Genomic DNA, 16,663 nt, shown 5'->3' with positions numbered 1-16,663 from the left:
CGTCAGAGAAACTAGATTATGCCTTTTGGCGTGCTAGCTTAACTTCTTCTTCTTTCTCGCCAGCAGCTGGGTCGTTGAAGCGAGACTCATCAAGAGCACCTTCAGACTTCGCCACGATGATAGATACGGCACTATCACCTGTGATGTTTACAGCGGTACGAATCATATCAAGAAGGCGGTCAACACCCATGATTAGAGCGATACCTTCAAGCGGTAGACCAACTTGGTTCAATACCATCGCTAGCATAACAAGACCAACACCAGGAACACCTGCGGTACCTACAGACGCCAGTGTCGCCGTTAGGATAACCATTAGGTAATCACCCATTGAAAGGTCGATGTTGTATGCTTGTGCGATAAACGCCGTCGCAACACCTTGCATGATAGCAGTACCGTCCATGTTCACAGTCGCACCTAGTGGTACTGTGAAAGACGCTACTTTGTTGTCTACGCCCATACGGTTCTTAGCCGTTTCCATGGTTACTGGAATCGTTGCGTTTGAAGATGCTGTTGAGAATGCAAACATGATCGCATCTTCCATCTTACGTAGGAACGTAATCGGGCTAAGGCCTGTGAATCCTTTAAGCATTGCGCTGTAAGTAACCAGACCGTGTAACAGTAGGGTACCTGCAAGTACTAAGAAGTATTCTGCTAGGTTCCAAATCGCACCCAAGCCAAGGCCAGAGAACAGCTTCGCCATTAAGAAGAATACGCCGTAAGGAGCAAGGTTCATTAGTAGCGCAACTAGCTTCATGATCACTTCGTTTAGATCAGAGAAAACAGCAGCGATACGTTCACCGGGTTTGCCCGCTGCACTGATTGCGATACCAAACAACACTGCAAATACGATAACTTGTAACGTTTTGCCCTCAGCCATCGCCTGAATAGGGTTGGTCGGGAACATGTCGATGATTACTTGGCCCAGAGAAGGGGCATCAGCTGATTTGAAAGAGCTCGCAGCAGTAAGATCCGCACCAGCTCCAGGTTGGAACAGGTTACCGATAGTAAGTGCTAGAGTGATAGCAACGGCTGTAGTACCGATATAAAGTGCAAGCGTTTTGCCACCCATACGGCCAAGAGTTGATAAGTCTTTAAGAGAACTTGTACCACACACTAGTGAAACGAAAACTAGTGGGACAACAAGCATTTTTAAACTGGCGACAAAAATTTGTCCGCCTACTTCAAAGAGTCCGTTAACGATGTAGTTGTTAACAAATCCACTTTCTGCAAAAAGGGATTGAATGGCAAATCCCGTGAATATACCTACGACCATACCGAGGATTACTCGACCAGTCAGAGACATAGGTTTCTTGGTATTCATTTAGAACACTCCTTATTATTTATAACTTTGATACCTTTTCAAAGTGAGCAGGAGATTAGCAGTCGGATAATCAATTCGAAAAACAAAAAATGAGTTTGGAATTATAGATGTGATCAAAATCACTGATAATTGTGTAAATTAAACAAATAAAAACAAAATAATTCACCATTAATTTACATCTATCGAGGGTTTTATACATAAATTTGTCGTTTCAAAGGTAGTAAATAAGAAGAGATGATTTTCTTATCAATCTTCACGTCTTCAATTGACTGAACAAATACCGTTGTTTCAAAAACTTCGGTGAAGATAACCACTCGATTTACGTCCATGAGCCTTAACTATTTGTATTGAATTGGTTTTGTTGAACTCCTCAAATATGGCTCGCCGATAGGCCTTTACAAAACTTTACAAAACTTTACGAATGCAAAGAATGTAAATTTAATGCAAATGGTAATAGTTATCACTTATATTCACTTCCGAAATGATTCAGTGGTACCGGAAACGGTTCAGCGAACACATCGAATAAATAACAAAGTGTTCGTCTAAAAGAATAAAAGCGGAGTAAAGGACATGTTTTCAAAGAGCCCATTGGCTTTAGTGATCGGCGCAGTATTAGCTTCACCAGCAGTATTGGCAGAAACAGTAAAAACAGACGAGCACATGGTTGTTGAAGGTCGTGACTATGGTTACAAAGCCGACACGAACACAACAGCAATGCGCATGGAGGCGACTCAATTAGAGACTCCGGGACAAGTTTCAGTAATTGATGAACAAATCATCGATGAACAGCGTGCTAGCACACTAGGTGAAGTTCTTAAGAACGACGCTTCTGTAGGTGCGGGTTCAAAATCAACGAACCGTGAGCGTTTCACTCTTCGTGGTTTTGATTTAGACAGTAGCTCTGGTTACTTACGTGACGGTGTTCAACATTGGTCTCATTACCGTCAACCAGTAGAGCTATTAGAGCGTGTTGAGGTACTTAAAGGCCCAGCAGGTCTACTTTACGGTAAATCAGCACCAGGTGGCCTTGTTAACATGGTTTCTAAGAAGCCTACATACGAGACTCAAGTAAACGTAAGCCAAGATATCGGTTCTGATAGCTACACGCGTACTACCGCTGATGTAAGTGGTTCACTAAACGATGACCAAACTTTACGTGCTCGTCTTATTGTTTCACAAGAAAACCAAGACTCTTACCGCACACGTTTTGATGGCACAGATGTAGAAACCGACCGTTTTGTTGGTGGTCTATTTGTTGATTACGATATTAACGAAGACATCATGTTGTCAGTTCATTACGACCGCACAATCGAAGAGGGCGATTTAGACAATGGTTCTAAAATCGACACTTCTACAGGCAAGGCTATCGACCCTAACACGGTTAATGATCAACGTTTCGCTCAAACAGATAACGACGTTGCTAACTACGGCGCTTCGGTAACTGCTAACTTAAACGAAACTTGGTCTGTTAAAACAGGTATTAGCCGTCAGTTCTACGAGCGTCAGCGTACTGAATCGAACAATACTGTATACAGCGATAAAAACGGCGGTTACGGTTACAAAGTATCAGATCGTCACGACGAGTGGACGTTTGACACGGCTTACGTAGATTTTACTGGTGATTTCGATGCACTAGGTGTAAACCACCGCCTACTTGTTGGTGTTAATGGCCTTCATTACGACTACGAGCGTTTATACGACTCTGGTTACACTTGTGTTAATGCAACTGAAGCAGAAGCAGAAGCTGCATGTGGTAATGGTTTTGATATGCCTTCTAACGTTAGCTACAAGAACGACAATGAAGTGTCTCACTCTGAAAGCCAACACTACGGTCTATATGTTCAAGACTTAGTAACACTTAACGACCAGTGGCAAGTTCTTGGTGGCGTTCGTTTCGCATACGACAAAACGACGAGCAGTTCTAATCAAGAAGAGAGTTACAACAACATTCTTCCAAAGTTTGGTGTAATTTACTCGCCGGCTTCAAATGGTTCAATTTACGCAGTTTACTCTGAAAGTTTCGAACCTGTTGGTGAAATCACAGATCAAGATGACGTGAACTTTGGTCAGTCTCAAGATGCTAAGAAAGGTACACTTTACGAGCTAGGTTCTAAGTGGGAACTGTTTGATGAGCGTTTGTTTGTATCAGGAGCATTGTTCCAGATCACTCAATCGAACATGCAAGTGACTGAAGACCTAGACCCAGCAAGTAATAACGGCAAAGAAACACGTACAACTCAAGTTGGTGAACAAGTTCACACTGGTGTTGAATTGGCTGCAACTGGTTACGTGACGGAAGCATTCTCTGTAAGTGCATCTACAATGTTCCTAGATGCTGAGTACCAGAATGACCCAGCTCTTGAAGGCAAAACACCTGCTGATGTACCAGAGTTTACTGCGAGCATTTGGTCTACTTACTCGTTCAATAACGGTACTGACGTAAACCTAGGTGTTTACCACGTAGGTGAGCGTTACACTGAAGATTCAAACACCTTCAAAAAAGACGCATACACTCGTGTAGATATGGGTATCGCACACACAATGAAGTATGACGAGAACCTAGATTTCGTTGCACGCTTCAATGTAGAGAACCTGTTTGATACTGACTACCTTGAAGGTGGCAGCACGAGTAACGTTGTTGTTGGCGAAGGCCGCAACTACATGGCGACTTTACAGGTAAAATACTAATTTGTTAGTAGGGTACGATTGGTAGCCTAAATGCTAAGGGGAAAGTTTCGACTTTCCCCTTTCGTGATTCTGCTATTCAGTAAAAATATCCCTAGTAATGTGAGTGACTTTTAATGATAATGAGAGTGCTTATCAATAAAATTCATTTGACCTTCTTCTTATAGTAAATGACTACAATTATGAATCTTTTAAAATCTAGCCTAGCGCTTGCCATCAGTTTGGTTGCAACGTCTTCTATGGCAAACAGCTTGGATCAAGCTCAATCAATTCAAAACAAGACCAATAACGCGTCGGCTTCGAGCCAAAAGGTTATTGATAAAAGCTCACAAGCGACTTTAATGCTGCAAGCTGAGATTGAGCGTCTGCAAGAAGAAGTTAAAAACCTAGAAATCTATCACGATCACCTTGCTGCATTAGTTGAGAGCCAAAACCAAGAAGCTCAAAGCATTGAAGAGCAGATCGAAGAAATCAAATACACACGTCAAGGTGTTGTTCCTTTGATGTATCAAATGATCGATGGTCTTCAACAGTTGGTAGAGAAAGACGTGCCGATTAAGAAAGAACAGCGTCTAGAAAGAGTAGAAAAGCTACAAGCAATGATGACTCGTGCTGACGTAAGTGATGCTGAGAAATACCGCCGAATCCTAGAGGCATACCAAATCGAGATGGACTACGGCATTAAACTGGGTGTTTACCAAGGTCGTGTCGCATTGGCGAGTGATAAAACGATCGAGGCAGATGTTCTGCACTTAGGTCGTATCTCTTTGGTTGCTCGTAACCTAAATGGCAGCCAATACTGGGCTTGGAATCAAACAGAAGCTCAATGGCAAGAACTTGATTCTTCTATGAAGTCAGAGCTAGATAAAGCGTACGATATTGCTGGCCAACAAGCTGCTCCAAGCTTGATTACTTTACCTGTTTCTTTAACTGTTGCGGAGGTTAAGTAATGAACTTAAAACCATTAGCAGCATTGCTTTGCATTACATCACTTTCATTTTCTGCTTTCTCAGCTTCAGACTCAACGGCTCAGCTCGTTAACAAAGCAAAATCAGAAAACCGTACTCAAGCTTCTCACAACGTAGTTCGTGAAGCTGACTTTAAAAAGACTGAACAAGAGCTTAAAGCGATCAAAGCGGAGCTTGAAGCAAAACGTACATCGGTCCAAAACGCGACAGATGTTCTTACCCAAACCTTCAGCGACAACGAAAACAAGCTTGCTCGTTTAGAAGAAAAACTGCGTTTAGAAACGGGTAGCCTTGGTGAGCTATTCGGTGTCGTTCGTCAAAACGCGAAAGAACTAGGCGCAGAGCTTAGTTCAACAGTAAACAGCGTTGATCGCGCTGAGTACACAGCGACCGTTGACCAAATTATCGATGCTAAATCGCTGCCATCAATGCCACAGCTGTCTGGTTTGTGGATGAGCATGGTTGAGCAGATTCAAGCGAGTTCTGAGCTTAGTAAATCTCAAATTGCGTTCATTAATGGTGAAGGCAATACAAACAAGGTTGACGCTTACCGCCTAGGTTCGATTGGTCTTGTGACAGAGCAAGGCTATGTTAGCTGGAACACTCAGCGTGAAGATGCGATCGCTTATCTTAAACAACCACAAAATGCTCCAACATTAACGTCACTTTCTTCGTTAGCGAATGGTGAAGTATCTAATGTAGTTGTCGATCCTTCTCGCGGATTCATGCTAGAGCAATTAGCACTAACGCCAAGTTTAACTGACCGTCTACAAGCGGGTGGTGTGGTTGGTAAAGTGATTCTTGGCCTACTGGCGATTGGTCTAATTATCGCATTAGTTCGTGGTGTTTCACTAGCTATCGCACGCCAGAAAATCCGTGCGCAACTTAAGAACCCTGAGCAAGCGGGTGATAACCCACTAGGCCGCGTTCTTGCGGTGTACAACAAAGAACAAAACCAAACGGTTGAAGCATTAGAGCTGCGACTTTTAGAAGCGGTAGTTGATGAGCAGACTCACCTAGAGAAAGGTTTATCGATGCTTAAGCTATTGGCGGCACTAGCACCAATGTTGGGTCTTTTAGGTACAGTAACTGGCATGATCGAAACATTCCAAGTCATTACACAGTTTGGTAATGGCGACCCTAAAGTCATGGCGGGTGGTATTTCGATGGCACTTGTAACTACGGTACTTGGTTTGGTTGCGGCAATGCCTCTTCTACTGGCACACAACATTCTTAGCACTCAAGCAGAAAACATTCGCAATATTCTTGAGAAGCAAGGTATTGGTCTTGTAGCTGAGCAGGCTGAAAAGACCGTTGAGTCAAACGCTGTTGTTTCACCAGTTGGGACTGCTGCGTAATGGATATTTTGTCGGGTTCTCTATTACCAGCGAGTTGGTTAACGAGTGACTGGCTGCTGTCTTTATCAAGCTTTATGGAGCAGGGCGGATTCGTCCTGTGGTGGCTAGCGGCTGTCGTCCTAGTGTATTGGGTGCTTGTGGTAGAACGTGTGCTTTATCTTGCGTTCTACTTTCCTAAGCAACGCCAAGCTTGGATAGCGAAATGGCATGAAAGAGAAGATCACTCTTCTTGGCATGCTAAAGCCATACGTGAAGGTTGGTTAGGGCAAGCGAGTATCTTGCTTAACCAAAACTTGAATTTTATTAAGCTGTTAGTCGCTATTTGTCCGATGTTGGGCTTGTTAGGTACCGTAACCGGTATGATCTCTGTTTTTGATGTCATGGCGACACAAGGTAGCAGTGACCCTAAATTGATGGCTTCAGGTATCTCGTTAGCAACACTGCCTACCATGGCAGGCATGGTTGCAGCGTTAGCGGGCATGTTCGTTCACGCTCGCTTAGCGAAAGTATGTAACCGCTTAGAATTGAAATTAGAAAAATCTTTAAGGAGTCAACGATGAGACTCGGTCGACGTCATTCTAAAAACGAAGAGGCTCAAATAGACCTTACTTCGATGCTTGATATTGTCTTTATTATGCTTATTTTCTTTATTGTGACCAGTTCATTTGTTCGTGAATCAGGGGTGGAAGTCAATCGCCCACAAGCTTCTAACGTAGTAAGCCAAAAGGATGCAGGCATCTTTGTTGCGATTACTTCTGCAAACGACATTTTCATCGACAAACGTGTCGTAGATGTTGAACGTGTCCAAGCAACGTTAGAGCACTTGTTGCTAGAACAACCTGATGCTTCTTTGGTTATTCAAGCGGATGAACACGCTTACAACGGTACTGTTGTTAAAGTGATGGATGCCGCGAAAGGTGCAGGTGTTAAAAACATTGCGCTTGCTGCTGATAAGCGATGATCTTGGAGGATCTTCATAAATGATTCGCCTATTTCTTGCTTTACCGCTAGCGGGTGCATTGGGCTTAGCGCTGTTTTCTTTCATGGCTTGGATGGTCGATAATGGCCACCAACGTTCACCAGACGATAGCGAGACGTTAAGTTTCAACATGGTAATGGTGGAACAAGAACAAGAAGTTCAAAGAAGACAACGTGCAGTCCCTGAAAAACCAGAAATGCCAGAGCCGCCACCGGAGGCGCAAACGTCTCAGTCACAAGCTGAGGTTACGCCTTTGAATTCGATGTCTTCTTTGCCTTCATTGGATTTGAATACATCCATTGATGGTCTTGCGATTAACGCACCGACATTCTCTGATTTTGGGTCAAACCAACAGGCAATGCCTTTGTATCGAGTAGAGCCTCGTTACCCAGCGAAAGCACTTAAGCGTGGAGCTGAAGGCCATGTGATTATGTCTTTTACTATCGATGAAACGGGACGCCCAATTGACATTCAAGTCACTGACGCAAACCCACGTCGTATGTTTGAACGTGAAGCGATGAGAGCACTTAAAAAATGGAAATATCAACCGAAAGTCGTCGATGGAAAAGCGATAGCTCAGGTTGGTCAAACCGTGAAACTAGAGTTTAAGTTGGCAAAATGATGAAACAGATATGGATATTAGTGGGCTTGTTGTTAATGCCCCTTACAACACAGGCACAAGAGCTAACCCAATATACTGCTATTCGTGTTCAAAAGGCGCATAAGCTTGCACAAGATGAACAGGTTAAACAGGCCATTGACGTACTTGCAGGTTTAGAGCTTTCTAAGGGCTACGACAAAGCGTACGTAGCTCGTATGCTGGGTGTGTTTTACTGGCAAGATGGCAAAACCGATAAGGCGATTAAGCAGCTTACATACGCCGTTGATACCAATTTGTTGGTGGATGAACAAGCTTGGATAACGAAGCGTATGCTTGCTGATCTGTTATTAAATGATCAGCAGTTCAAAAACGCGCTTCCACATTACTATGAGCTAGTAAAAACAGCACCAGAGGCAGAAAAGAAAGACGTGCTTTGGATGCGAATTGCACAAGCGGAATACCAAATCGAAAACTGGTCAAAAGTACTGATTGCTATTGGTAATCGCGACAAGTTCAATGCGAAATCAGAACTGTCGCCTCTTTCGCTAAAACTGGGTGCGCAACTACAGTTAAAGCAATGGAAGCAATCTATTCCAACACTGGAAAGCCTGATTGAACTTCAGCCAGAAAAAGACAACTGGTGGCGTCAACTTGTGGGCATTCAGTTAAGACTAGAGCGCAACCGCGATGCATTGAACACACTAGCGCTGGCTGATCTTCAAGGCGTAGAGCTGAAAAACTCAGACCGCCGACTACTGGCTCAGCTATATGCTAAACGTGGTATTCCAGAGCGTGCAGCACAAGAGATCGCAAAGTTAGATGACGCGAACAGCGATGTTCAACTTCTGGCTGAGCAAGCAACCTACTGGCAGTTAGCGAAAGAGTGGGACAGTGCCATTGAAGTGTGGACGTTAGCGTCTAAAAAAGATACGCAATATCATTGGAATGTGGCTCAGTTACTGGTTCAGCAAGGTTACTACGATCGTGCTCTGGTTGTTTTGGATAAAGTGAAAGATAAGAACAAGCAAGCCGATGTTGCTTTAGCGAAAGTACGTTCATGGTACAAGCTAAAGAATCTTGATAATGCTCTTGCTCAAGCGAAACGTGCGAACAACATTGAGCCTTCTTCTGAAGCAAAAGGTTGGATTAAATATCTGACTCAGCTAAGAACGGTTAGTGATAACGGCAACGTCTAACAGCTGTTAACACAAAAGAAGACAAGAGAAAGTAGTCAATAGAAAAGGGTGTCATTTGATGGTTCAAATGACACCCTTTTTAATTTTTGGCGGTTAAGGCTCGCACATCGTACCGCGGGACGTCGCACTTTGAATCACGCCGCTGGTATCAGCAACCCAATTAATAGTGCAGTCACGATAAGGGTTTTTGAATGCGTGTACTGTATAACCATTGTCTAACGGCCTCTTGGTTTCAATCCAAGCATAGTTTCGAGACGCCCAAAAACTGATAGGGCGTGATCGTTCGGTGAGATAACGTTCTTGTACATCGGTTATGTCTGAACCGATGTATTGTTGAATATGTTCTTCCGTGCTGATTATTTGGCTGGTACACGCAGTCGCTAGCACAGCAAAAACCAAAACAAAAATACGCATTTCAAATCCTTTTAAGCTTCATTAGCTATCATCAAACCAGTGGTCAAATAGTCCTAACTTTCTATCCTTAAAGCCACAACTGTTACCTTAAACCCATCTCAATCAAGCGTGTTGAGATTGAGTTTTTTTGAGCTTTGACCCTGTTATCGATAACCTCTAATAGAACGAATCAAATCCCTTTAGTACACGTTAGCAAGAATATGCATACAGTTCGATTACTTCCCATGTAATGTTATGTAAATTTCCTTACGCCACTCGGCAAACGTAAACAATGTAAATTGAATGCCAATACGAATGATTATCAACTAAATTGTCGCCATAAAATTTATAGGTATTGGTTTGTATGTCGTTAAAAAGTAGGGCGGTTCAGTCATGGGCTCGTCGACTTCATGTTTATATTTCTATGGCACTTCTGTTTGTGGTTCTTTTTTTCTCAATGACAGGTATCACCCTGAACCGACCTGAGTTATTTGAATCAAGCCAACCCAATATCCAACGCTCTACGCTAACGCTTCCTACGAGTTTATTTACGGTTCAAGACGGACGTTTAAAAGCTGACGAGACAGCCTTTGAAACGTTTCTGTTTGAAGAAGCCAATCTGTCTGGTGTTCCTTCAGGTTTGGACATCTACGCAGAGATTGAAGACGGTGAGTTGCTCATCGGTGAGGTATCCATGGACTTCAAGGGACCAGGCTACAACGCTTCCGTGTTTGTTGACGTTACGTCTGAATTTGTAGAAGTCGAAACCACGAATTACGGCGTTATCGCATTGTTGAACGATCTACATAAAGGTCGTAACAGCGGTGAAGTATGGAAATGGTTTATCGATATCACTGCGCTATTGATGATCTTCTTTGTGCTTACTGGCGTGTGCTTACTGTTACCTAAGAAAAAGACGCTTAATACCTCCATCAAATGGACGGTGTTTGGGTCTGCAATCTCACTTGTTATCTATTTTGTCGCCGTGCCTTAACGCTTGATTCGATTGATGAATCGGATTGAAGAGCGAACTCAAGGTTAAACGGATTTAAAAGGTTGTTAAACATGAAAAAAATGAACTGGAGCAAGGCGCTTCTTGCTTTATCCCTTTTGCCAAGCCTAGGTATGGCACAAGCGATTCCTGATACGGCAAAACTTGATGTCAGCTTCGAGCTTCCAAAGATTGATACCTCTATGTATGCACGTCCTTATGTGGCGGTGTGGGTAGAGAATAGCGAACGAAAGTCAGTGAAAACCATCGAGCTTTGGGTCGGTAAAGACGAATGGCTTAAGGATCTGCGTAGCTGGTGGAGAAAGGTTGGCCGTTACGATCGTGAACTGGTTGATGCTGTAACGTCTGCGACACGTCCTGCTGGTCAGTACCGTTTCGTTTGGGATGGCAAGAGCGACAGCGGTGAAACGTTAGAACAAGGCGAGTACACGGTTCATATCGAAGTGGTTCGTGAACACGGTGGCCGTAACTACCTTCGCCAAAAAGTATCACTCACAGATTCAAACACATCTTACGAATTAAAAGCGACGGAAGAGACGGGTGAAATCACCCTGAACTACATCGCTAAGTAGTAAGTGCGAACAGTAACTAGTAAGTACGAACTAAAACCAAGCTGAACAGAATAGACAGTGGTCATCGTAGGCTCAGATAGAGCGACACGGCTAACAATTATAAATAATGGAATTGAACATGATGAAACAGACAAAAATCAAAGCACTTGCTCTAGCGGGTGTGATGGCATTCGGCCTAGCAGCAACGACAACGGCACAAGCTCACCCACGTTGGATTTTGCCTTCTCACTTTACAGTATCTAAAGAAGGTGGTGATTGGCTAACGTTCGATGTTACTGCGTCTCACGGCACGTTTGTTTTTGATAAGCCTGCTGGCAGCGAAAATGCGCATGTCATCATGCCTGATGGCCGCAGCGAGCGTCCTAACTTTGTTATTCGTGGCAAGCGTCGTTCAATCTTCGACTTCTATTTTGAAGAAGAAGGTACACACAAAGTGGCGATCAACAACCAGCCGTCTTACTACACGCAATACAAGGCCGGTCGCCGTGACACTGTTAAATGGATTAAAGCAAATAAAGCAGAGCGTGACTCTGTTCTTCCTGAAAAATCACGTGACGTGGTAACACAAATCAGCTTCACTCGTGCAGAAAGCTACATCACGGTAGGTAAGCCAACGGATTCAGTGTTCAAAATTGAAGGCAAGCTTCTTGAAATGAAGCCAGTGACACACCCTTCAGATATCGTTGAAGGCGAACCTGTGACATTCCAGTTCTTCTACAACGGTGAAATCCAGAAAGACGTGAAAGCGGAGATTACTCGTGAAGGTACGCTTTACCGCAACCACCAAGAGCAGATTGATGTGGTGAGTGATGAGAACGGTGAAATTACGTTTACTCCAGATGTAGCAGGTCGTTACGTAATGAAAGCGAACTACAAAGGTGAGTTGATTGACAACCCACTGGCAGACAAAGCAAGCGCGAACGTTCACCTAACGTTCGAAGCACTGCTTCAATAGTCTGTGATATCGGGGCTAGATCCCTGATTAAGAACCAAAAAAATTAAGGGCTCATTTGAGCCCTTTATCGCTCAGTTTACTTCTGAGAATTTGCACTGTGGCTAGGGTACGAACCATGACAATAAAAACAAAACTTAACGCTTTAATGACTCCTTGCTTAGCACTGGGACTTGGTTTCGCTGCATTACCTGTGCAAGCACACTTTCCACTGATGAGCTGTTGGTTTGAAGGTAAGACTGTTGCTTGTGAAGCGGGTTATTCGGATGGCAGTAAAGCGATTGATTACGCGGTTGAGATGTACGATTACGAAGACAACTTGATTGCAAAAGAGATGACAGATAAACGTTCTATCGTTGAATTCCCACATCCTGACACTGAGTTCTACCTTGTGTTCGATTCAGGCCATGAATTTCCCGTTGAAGTTGATGTTGTTGAGATCAGCGAAAAATGATGATTCAAAGCGTACGTGCTGACACGGGCGGCAGAGAGGGCAAATGGGTAGGACTGATCATTGTATTCATCCTTTGCTTTGCAACCGTCGCGATCCCATTTCATCAGGCAGAATCACACGTTAAAGCAGTGCTTGATCATCAAATTCTTGTGACTGATGTTGAACAAGAAAACTTGGCGATGCTATCAGAGCTGCGTTTGGCTCATGAAGAAATTCGTGACCTGCGCATGGACTCCGATGGTGAATGGCCGAGTGTTGCATCACTTAAAGATGAATGGGTTGCCCCGTTTGTAGAAGATCAGAGTTGGAAGCGCAAAGGTTCTCATGCTTGGGTGCTAGACGAACGTGGTTATTACTTTTCTACTCCAAGTGAATATTCGACACCAAGTGAAGAAGCTATGCAACCCGACCATGGTTCTGCGGATTCTTTTATTTTGAACGCGAACAGCGTTTCACCTGAAATCTGGATCTTCTTGGGTGGTGTAGCGAAACAGCCAGCTACTTTTGAGCAACACACGCTTGAGTCTACGGGTTGGAAAATGGTTGTGAACGAATCAGAAATTGAACAGCATCATGAAAGCGATGCTCACTAATAATAAGAGAATTACTATGCAAATTATGACTCTGTTCATGTCGTTATTAGCGGTGTTCATAGCACCTAATGCATTGGCAAAAGAATATGAGATCGATAGCGACAAGCTGACGATTGGTATCACGCTTCAGCCTTACTACAGCTACGTGAAAGCCGTAGTAGGAGACAAAGTGAACATTCTTCCTTTGGTTGACGCTGGTTTCAATCCACATAACTACTTACCACAACCCAATGATTTAAAGCGATTGAGCCAGATGGATGCAATCGTAGTAAACGGTATTGGTCACGATGACTTCGCGCTTAAAGTGATTTCAGCAGCGCAACGTGACGACTTAGTCGTGATCGAAGCAAACAAAGAAGTGCCTCTACTTCCTGCTCTTGGTCAGTCTGTTGGTCAAGGCGCTGTCAACCCACATACATTTGTTGGGCTTTCGACAACCATTCAAAAGGTTTACACCATCGCCAGTGAGGTTTCTAAACTCGACCCAGATAACGCTGCGTTTTATCGTAAGAACGCACGTAAGTACGCTAAGCAATTTCGTTTTATGAAGCGTGATGCGATGTTGTCATTAGGTGAGTTAGATACATCAGGCATGAAGGTTGCGACTACACACAACGCTTATGGTTACATTCTTCAAGAGTTTGGTGTTGATGTCGCGGCGGTAATCGAGCCTGCACACGGTGTTGAGCCAAGTGCTAGCCAGCTGCAAGAGACGATCGAGAAGATCCGCGCATCAGGCATTGATGTTCTGTTCTACGAGCTAAACATGCCAAACCGTTTTGTTGACACGATTGAAGCGGAAACAGGCGTTCAGCTTTACCGTTTTTCTCACATGACGCACGGCGAATATGAAGATGATAAAGTAGAAGTTGAGATGAAGAAGAACCTAGAGACGTTAATCGAAGCCATGAAATTTGCGGCGGCGAACCAAGCTAAAAGCGGGAACGCATAATGTTAGGTCCATCAATTTCAATTAATAAACTCGGTCTGCAATACGATAACAACGTAATTCTTGATGATATCTCGCTCGAACTTAAAGCGGGCGAATGTCACGTGATCATGGGGCCAAACGGTGGCGGTAAAACTTCTTTGCTGCGCTCTGTACTTGGTCTTACGCCTTTCTCTGGTCAAATCAATATTCAGTGGCCAGAAAAGCCAAGTATTGGTTACGTTCCTCAAAAAGCGACCTTTGAATCGAGCTTACCTTTGACGGTCATGGATTTCGTATTGCTTAACCAAACTCGAATTCCGCTATTTTGGCGTCGTAAGTCTAAGCAATTGGATCTAGCACTCGCACAGTTAGATCGCGTTGGTATGGCGACTCGTAGCGACCGCCGCATGGGGCAGTTATCAGGTGGTGAGCAGCAACGTGTGTTGTTTGCCCAAGCATTGCTGGATAACCCAAGCCTACTCGTTTTAGATGAACCTACGACCGGTATGGACGAGCAGGGCGTTCGTTATCTTGAATCGTTGATTCGTGAATGTGTCAGTGAAGGTCGTACGATTCTTGCGGTACACCACGATGTCACGGCAGTACGTCGACTTGAAGCGAACGTACATGTTGTGAATCGATTCTTGGTGGATAGTGGCCCACACGAAGAAGTCTTACATCCAAGTAAAATCGAGAGCCTATTCCAACACTACAGCAGTGGTTCTGCCATGACTAAATCTCAGGAGGTTGCGTAATGGATTGGTTACGACAACTTGCCATTAGTGGTGTGGAAGCGGGCTGGTTATCAGACAGCTTCATGTATGCCTTTATGGTGAATGCTTTGGTTGCAGCGTTACTACTTGGCCCTCTGTTAGGTGGTCTTGGTACTTTGGTGATTGCCAAGCGTCTGGCTTTCTTCTCAGAAGCCGTCGGTCACGCAGCATTAACCGGTATTGCTATTGGTGTTTTGCTTGGTGAGCCACCAGAAAACCCAATCATTGGTCTATTTAGCTTTTGTATGATCTTCGCGCTGCTTCTTCACTTTGTAAGAAATAGAACTAACGTACCCTACGATACCTTAGTAGGTGTGTTTCTAGCATTAGCTCTAGCTGTAGGCGCGGCATTGCTGATGTACGTTGCTCGTAAGATCAATATCCACATGCTTGAAAACGTACTGTTTGGCTCGATTCTTACCGTAACAGACCAAGACTTAGCGATTCTCGCAGGTAGCTGCGCGATCATCATCTTGCTATTGATACCGACGTTCAACCGCATTCTCCTGACTTGTATCAGCCCTGATATTGCGAAGGTACGTGGTTACAACACCAGCTTTTACGATTACTTGTTTGTCATGATGATCACCTTAGTGACCATTGCAGCCGTAAAGATCGTGGGCGCGGTTTTAGTCGGTGCATTATTGCTGATTCCAGGTGCGACAGCTCGATTGCTGACTAAACGTATGGGAAGCTTTGTACTGCTGTCGGCATTACTCGCAACCATCGCATGTTTGGTTGGAACAGTGTTGCCTATGGAGTTAAAACTGCCAGTGCCATCGGGCGCGTCAATCATCATCGTTTCTGCGACGTTTTTCCTAGCAGCAACGCTATACCGAATTGTAAGAAAGGCGTAATCATGACTTGTTTAATGAATCGTATCGCTAGCTCAGTAAAAGCAGCGGCTCAAGTGAGTGTGCTGGGTAGTGTGTTAATGGCTGGTTCAGTGCTGTCACTGAACGTGCATGCAGAAGACATCCTAACCAGTACACCTGTGACTTATGCATTGGCGACAGAGCTAACCAAAGGCACGGACATTACGACTGAATACCTGCCACCGAAGCGCTACGGTATTGATCGTCTGCCGAATTGGTTTGGTACCAAGGGTGCGAGTAAAGTGCTTCAATCGGGTGAAAAGGCGACCGTTGCGGTAACACTGTCATCGATCTGGCAAGCCGACCCTACCTTTGTCTACGCAAGACAAGGCAATATTCGCTTAGTTGAGGTTGATGCCGCTCAAGCGATTACACCTCGTGCACAAGGCGTTGCGGCGCTTACATTGTCGAATGGTGATGTGTCTAAATACGCGTGGTTAAACCCGACCAACTTAACGCGTATGGCGGCGATTGTGGCTGACGACTTTAAGTTGCTGTGGCCTGCGCAAGCTGAAACGATTGATAGCAACTTACAACGTGTGATGTTGGATGTTCGTGAACTGATCAACAAGCAGCAAGCGGTATTGCTCGACAATGACGTAGATTCAGTATTGCTGCTGTCAGAAAGCTTGGAAGATTTCGCCTCTGGCAGCCAATTGTTTGTTGAAGAGCGTATGTTCAAAGCCGAGCTTGAGTGGACAGACGAAGACAAAGCCAAGCTTAAAGAGATGTTCTCAGAAGACGATGCTCTATGGTTAGCCACAGCGAAAAAGCCAAGTAACTTGATTAAATCATTGGTACCGAACGAGCGTATCTTAGTGGTGGATTCTGTTGATCGTTGGGGTAGAGCTGGGATTAATGGAAAAGCGCCGTTTGCCCGTTGGGAAGTGCAGCCATTCAAAGGTTAATCAGCGCGATTACAAATGGTAGGATCAAAAAAGCAGCCCAAATAAAGGCTGCTTTTTTTGTTCTTGCCGGTTGGCTCTGAAAAGAGTGTTAG

The 16,663-nt window shown here is 44.3% G+C and carries 18 protein-coding genes; 16 read left to right on the top strand and 2 right to left on the bottom strand.

All coding sequences use genetic code 11. From position 1 onward, the window contains the following. Nucleotides 1–16 precede the first annotated feature (16 nt). Nucleotides 17–1,321 carry a dicarboxylate/amino acid:cation symporter gene (locus FLM53_RS20455; RefSeq protein WP_176679631.1) on the bottom strand — a complete coding sequence of 435 codons (1,305 nt, stop codon included), beginning with the start codon at nt 1,319–1,321 and terminating at the stop codon, nt 17–19. A 570-nt stretch (nt 1,322–1,891) separates the two neighbouring features. Here FLM53_RS20455 and FLM53_RS20450 point away from each other — a divergent pair. From FLM53_RS20450 to FLM53_RS20420, 7 genes are all read left to right on the top strand, one after another. After that, nucleotides 1,892–4,009: a TonB-dependent siderophore receptor gene (locus FLM53_RS20450; protein WP_008219733.1), complete on the top strand. Its 2,118-nt coding sequence runs from the start codon at nt 1,892–1,894 to the stop codon at nt 4,007–4,009. Between the two features lie 179 nt (nt 4,010–4,188). After that, nucleotides 4,189–4,956, top strand: a complete 768-nt coding sequence (locus FLM53_RS20445) for a DUF3450 domain-containing protein (RefSeq protein WP_008219730.1) — start codon at nt 4,189–4,191, stop codon at nt 4,954–4,956. After that, nucleotides 4,956–6,332 carry a MotA/TolQ/ExbB proton channel family protein gene (locus FLM53_RS20440; protein ID WP_176679632.1) on the top strand — a complete coding sequence of 459 codons (1,377 nt, stop codon included), beginning with the start codon at nt 4,956–4,958 and terminating at the stop codon, nt 6,330–6,332. The genes FLM53_RS20445 and FLM53_RS20440 overlap by 1 nt, the downstream gene beginning before the upstream one ends. Continuing rightward, entirely contained in the window at nt 6,332–6,892 is a 561-nt protein-coding gene (locus FLM53_RS20435) for a MotA/TolQ/ExbB proton channel family protein (RefSeq protein WP_010429842.1), read from the top strand. The genes FLM53_RS20440 and FLM53_RS20435 overlap by 1 nt, the downstream gene beginning before the upstream one ends. Further along, nucleotides 6,889–7,293: a biopolymer transporter ExbD gene (locus tag FLM53_RS20430; RefSeq protein WP_004739212.1), complete on the top strand. Its 405-nt coding sequence runs from the start codon at nt 6,889–6,891 to the stop codon at nt 7,291–7,293. The genes FLM53_RS20435 and FLM53_RS20430 overlap by 4 nt, the downstream gene beginning before the upstream one ends. Before the next feature lie 19 nt (nt 7,294–7,312). Further along, the gene (locus FLM53_RS20425) at nt 7,313–7,933 is read left to right on the top strand and encodes an energy transducer TonB (protein WP_008219721.1); all 621 of its coding nucleotides are present in this window, start codon (nt 7,313–7,315) and stop codon (nt 7,931–7,933) included. After that, a complete protein-coding gene (locus FLM53_RS20420) occupies nt 7,930–9,108 on the top strand; it encodes a lipopolysaccharide assembly protein LapB (protein ID WP_176679633.1) in 1,179 nt (392 codons plus the stop codon). The genes FLM53_RS20425 and FLM53_RS20420 overlap by 4 nt, the downstream gene beginning before the upstream one ends. 93 nt (nt 9,109–9,201) lie before the next feature. Here FLM53_RS20420 and FLM53_RS20415 read toward each other — a convergent pair whose 3' ends face one another. Further along, nucleotides 9,202–9,522, bottom strand: coding sequence for a hypothetical protein (locus tag FLM53_RS20415; RefSeq protein ID WP_176679634.1), 321 nt, complete (start codon nt 9,520–9,522; stop codon nt 9,202–9,204). 343 nt (nt 9,523–9,865) lie between these two features. On the opposite strand from FLM53_RS20415, the gene FLM53_RS20410 reads away from it, so the two are divergent. The 9 genes from FLM53_RS20410 (at nt 9,866) to FLM53_RS20370 (ending at nt 16,571) form a co-directional block, all read left to right on the top strand. Further along, entirely contained in the window at nt 9,866–10,495 is a 630-nt protein-coding gene (locus tag FLM53_RS20410) for a PepSY-associated TM helix domain-containing protein (protein WP_176679635.1), read from the top strand. A gap of 71 nt (nt 10,496–10,566) precedes the next feature. Next, nucleotides 10,567–11,085: a DUF2271 domain-containing protein gene (locus tag FLM53_RS20405; protein ID WP_048662830.1), complete on the top strand. Its 519-nt coding sequence runs from the start codon at nt 10,567–10,569 to the stop codon at nt 11,083–11,085. Between the two features lie 118 nt (nt 11,086–11,203). After that, nucleotides 11,204–12,040 (top strand): DUF4198 domain-containing protein, encoded by an 837-nt coding sequence (locus FLM53_RS20400; protein ID WP_017062544.1) that lies wholly within the window; start codon nt 11,204–11,206, stop codon nt 12,038–12,040. 115 nt (nt 12,041–12,155) lie between these two features. Continuing rightward, entirely contained in the window at nt 12,156–12,491 is a 336-nt protein-coding gene (locus FLM53_RS20395) for a hypothetical protein (RefSeq protein WP_176679636.1), read from the top strand. Continuing rightward, nucleotides 12,488–13,084, top strand: coding sequence for a DUF6162 family protein (locus tag FLM53_RS20390; RefSeq protein ID WP_176679637.1), 597 nt, complete (start codon nt 12,488–12,490; stop codon nt 13,082–13,084). Before FLM53_RS20395 ends, FLM53_RS20390 begins: the two co-directional genes overlap by 4 nt. Nucleotides 13,085–13,100: 16 nt before the next feature. After that, on the top strand, nt 13,101–14,036 hold the full coding sequence (locus tag FLM53_RS20385; protein WP_176679638.1) for a metal ABC transporter solute-binding protein, Zn/Mn family: 936 nt from the start codon (nt 13,101–13,103) through the stop codon (nt 14,034–14,036). Continuing rightward, nucleotides 14,036–14,770 carry a metal ABC transporter ATP-binding protein gene (locus tag FLM53_RS20380; RefSeq protein WP_176679639.1) on the top strand — a complete coding sequence of 245 codons (735 nt, stop codon included), beginning with the start codon at nt 14,036–14,038 and terminating at the stop codon, nt 14,768–14,770. The genes FLM53_RS20385 and FLM53_RS20380 overlap by 1 nt, the downstream gene beginning before the upstream one ends. Next, nucleotides 14,770–15,645: a metal ABC transporter permease gene (locus FLM53_RS20375; protein ID WP_065206162.1), complete on the top strand. Its 876-nt coding sequence runs from the start codon at nt 14,770–14,772 to the stop codon at nt 15,643–15,645. Before FLM53_RS20380 ends, FLM53_RS20375 begins: the two co-directional genes overlap by 1 nt. A gap of 2 nt (nt 15,646–15,647) precedes the next feature. Beyond that, nucleotides 15,648–16,571 carry an ABC transporter substrate-binding protein gene (locus FLM53_RS20370; RefSeq protein ID WP_176679640.1) on the top strand — a complete coding sequence of 308 codons (924 nt, stop codon included), beginning with the start codon at nt 15,648–15,650 and terminating at the stop codon, nt 16,569–16,571. Nucleotides 16,572–16,663 lie beyond the last annotated feature (92 nt).

Source organism: Vibrio sp. Scap24 (genome assembly GCF_013394185.1).
Classification (GTDB): Bacteria; Pseudomonadota; Gammaproteobacteria; order Enterobacterales; family Vibrionaceae; genus Vibrio; species Vibrio pomeroyi.
The sequence above is the reverse complement of the archived record's forward strand: the minus strand, read 5'-3'. Positions and strand labels throughout refer to the sequence as shown.

Coding starts and splice junctions, on each gene's coding strand:
- FLM53_RS20425 (WP_008219721.1), top strand. CDS start 7,313: ATGATTCGCCTATTTCTTGCTTTACCGCTAGCGGGTGCATTGGGCTTA.
- FLM53_RS20430 (WP_004739212.1), top strand. CDS start 6,889: ATGAGACTCGGTCGACGTCATTCTAAAAACGAAGAGGCTCAAATAGAC.
- FLM53_RS20455 (WP_176679631.1), bottom strand. CDS start 1,321: ATGAATACCAAGAAACCTATGTCTCTGACTGGTCGAGTAATCCTCGGT.
- FLM53_RS20385 (WP_176679638.1), top strand. CDS start 13,101: ATGCAAATTATGACTCTGTTCATGTCGTTATTAGCGGTGTTCATAGCA.
- FLM53_RS20400 (WP_017062544.1), top strand. CDS start 11,204: ATGATGAAACAGACAAAAATCAAAGCACTTGCTCTAGCGGGTGTGATG.
- FLM53_RS20395 (WP_176679636.1), top strand. CDS start 12,156: ATGACAATAAAAACAAAACTTAACGCTTTAATGACTCCTTGCTTAGCA.
- FLM53_RS20380 (WP_176679639.1), top strand. CDS start 14,036: ATGTTAGGTCCATCAATTTCAATTAATAAACTCGGTCTGCAATACGAT.
- FLM53_RS20370 (WP_176679640.1), top strand. CDS start 15,648: ATGACTTGTTTAATGAATCGTATCGCTAGCTCAGTAAAAGCAGCGGCT.
- FLM53_RS20445 (WP_008219730.1), top strand. CDS start 4,189: ATGAATCTTTTAAAATCTAGCCTAGCGCTTGCCATCAGTTTGGTTGCA.
- FLM53_RS20375 (WP_065206162.1), top strand. CDS start 14,770: ATGGATTGGTTACGACAACTTGCCATTAGTGGTGTGGAAGCGGGCTGG.
- FLM53_RS20420 (WP_176679633.1), top strand. CDS start 7,930: ATGATGAAACAGATATGGATATTAGTGGGCTTGTTGTTAATGCCCCTT.
- FLM53_RS20440 (WP_176679632.1), top strand. CDS start 4,956: ATGAACTTAAAACCATTAGCAGCATTGCTTTGCATTACATCACTTTCA.
- FLM53_RS20450 (WP_008219733.1), top strand. CDS start 1,892: ATGTTTTCAAAGAGCCCATTGGCTTTAGTGATCGGCGCAGTATTAGCT.
- FLM53_RS20405 (WP_048662830.1), top strand. CDS start 10,567: ATGAAAAAAATGAACTGGAGCAAGGCGCTTCTTGCTTTATCCCTTTTG.
- FLM53_RS20415 (WP_176679634.1), bottom strand. CDS start 9,522: ATGCGTATTTTTGTTTTGGTTTTTGCTGTGCTAGCGACTGCGTGTACC.
- FLM53_RS20410 (WP_176679635.1), top strand. CDS start 9,866: ATGTCGTTAAAAAGTAGGGCGGTTCAGTCATGGGCTCGTCGACTTCAT.
- FLM53_RS20390 (WP_176679637.1), top strand. CDS start 12,488: ATGATGATTCAAAGCGTACGTGCTGACACGGGCGGCAGAGAGGGCAAA.
- FLM53_RS20435 (WP_010429842.1), top strand. CDS start 6,332: ATGGATATTTTGTCGGGTTCTCTATTACCAGCGAGTTGGTTAACGAGT.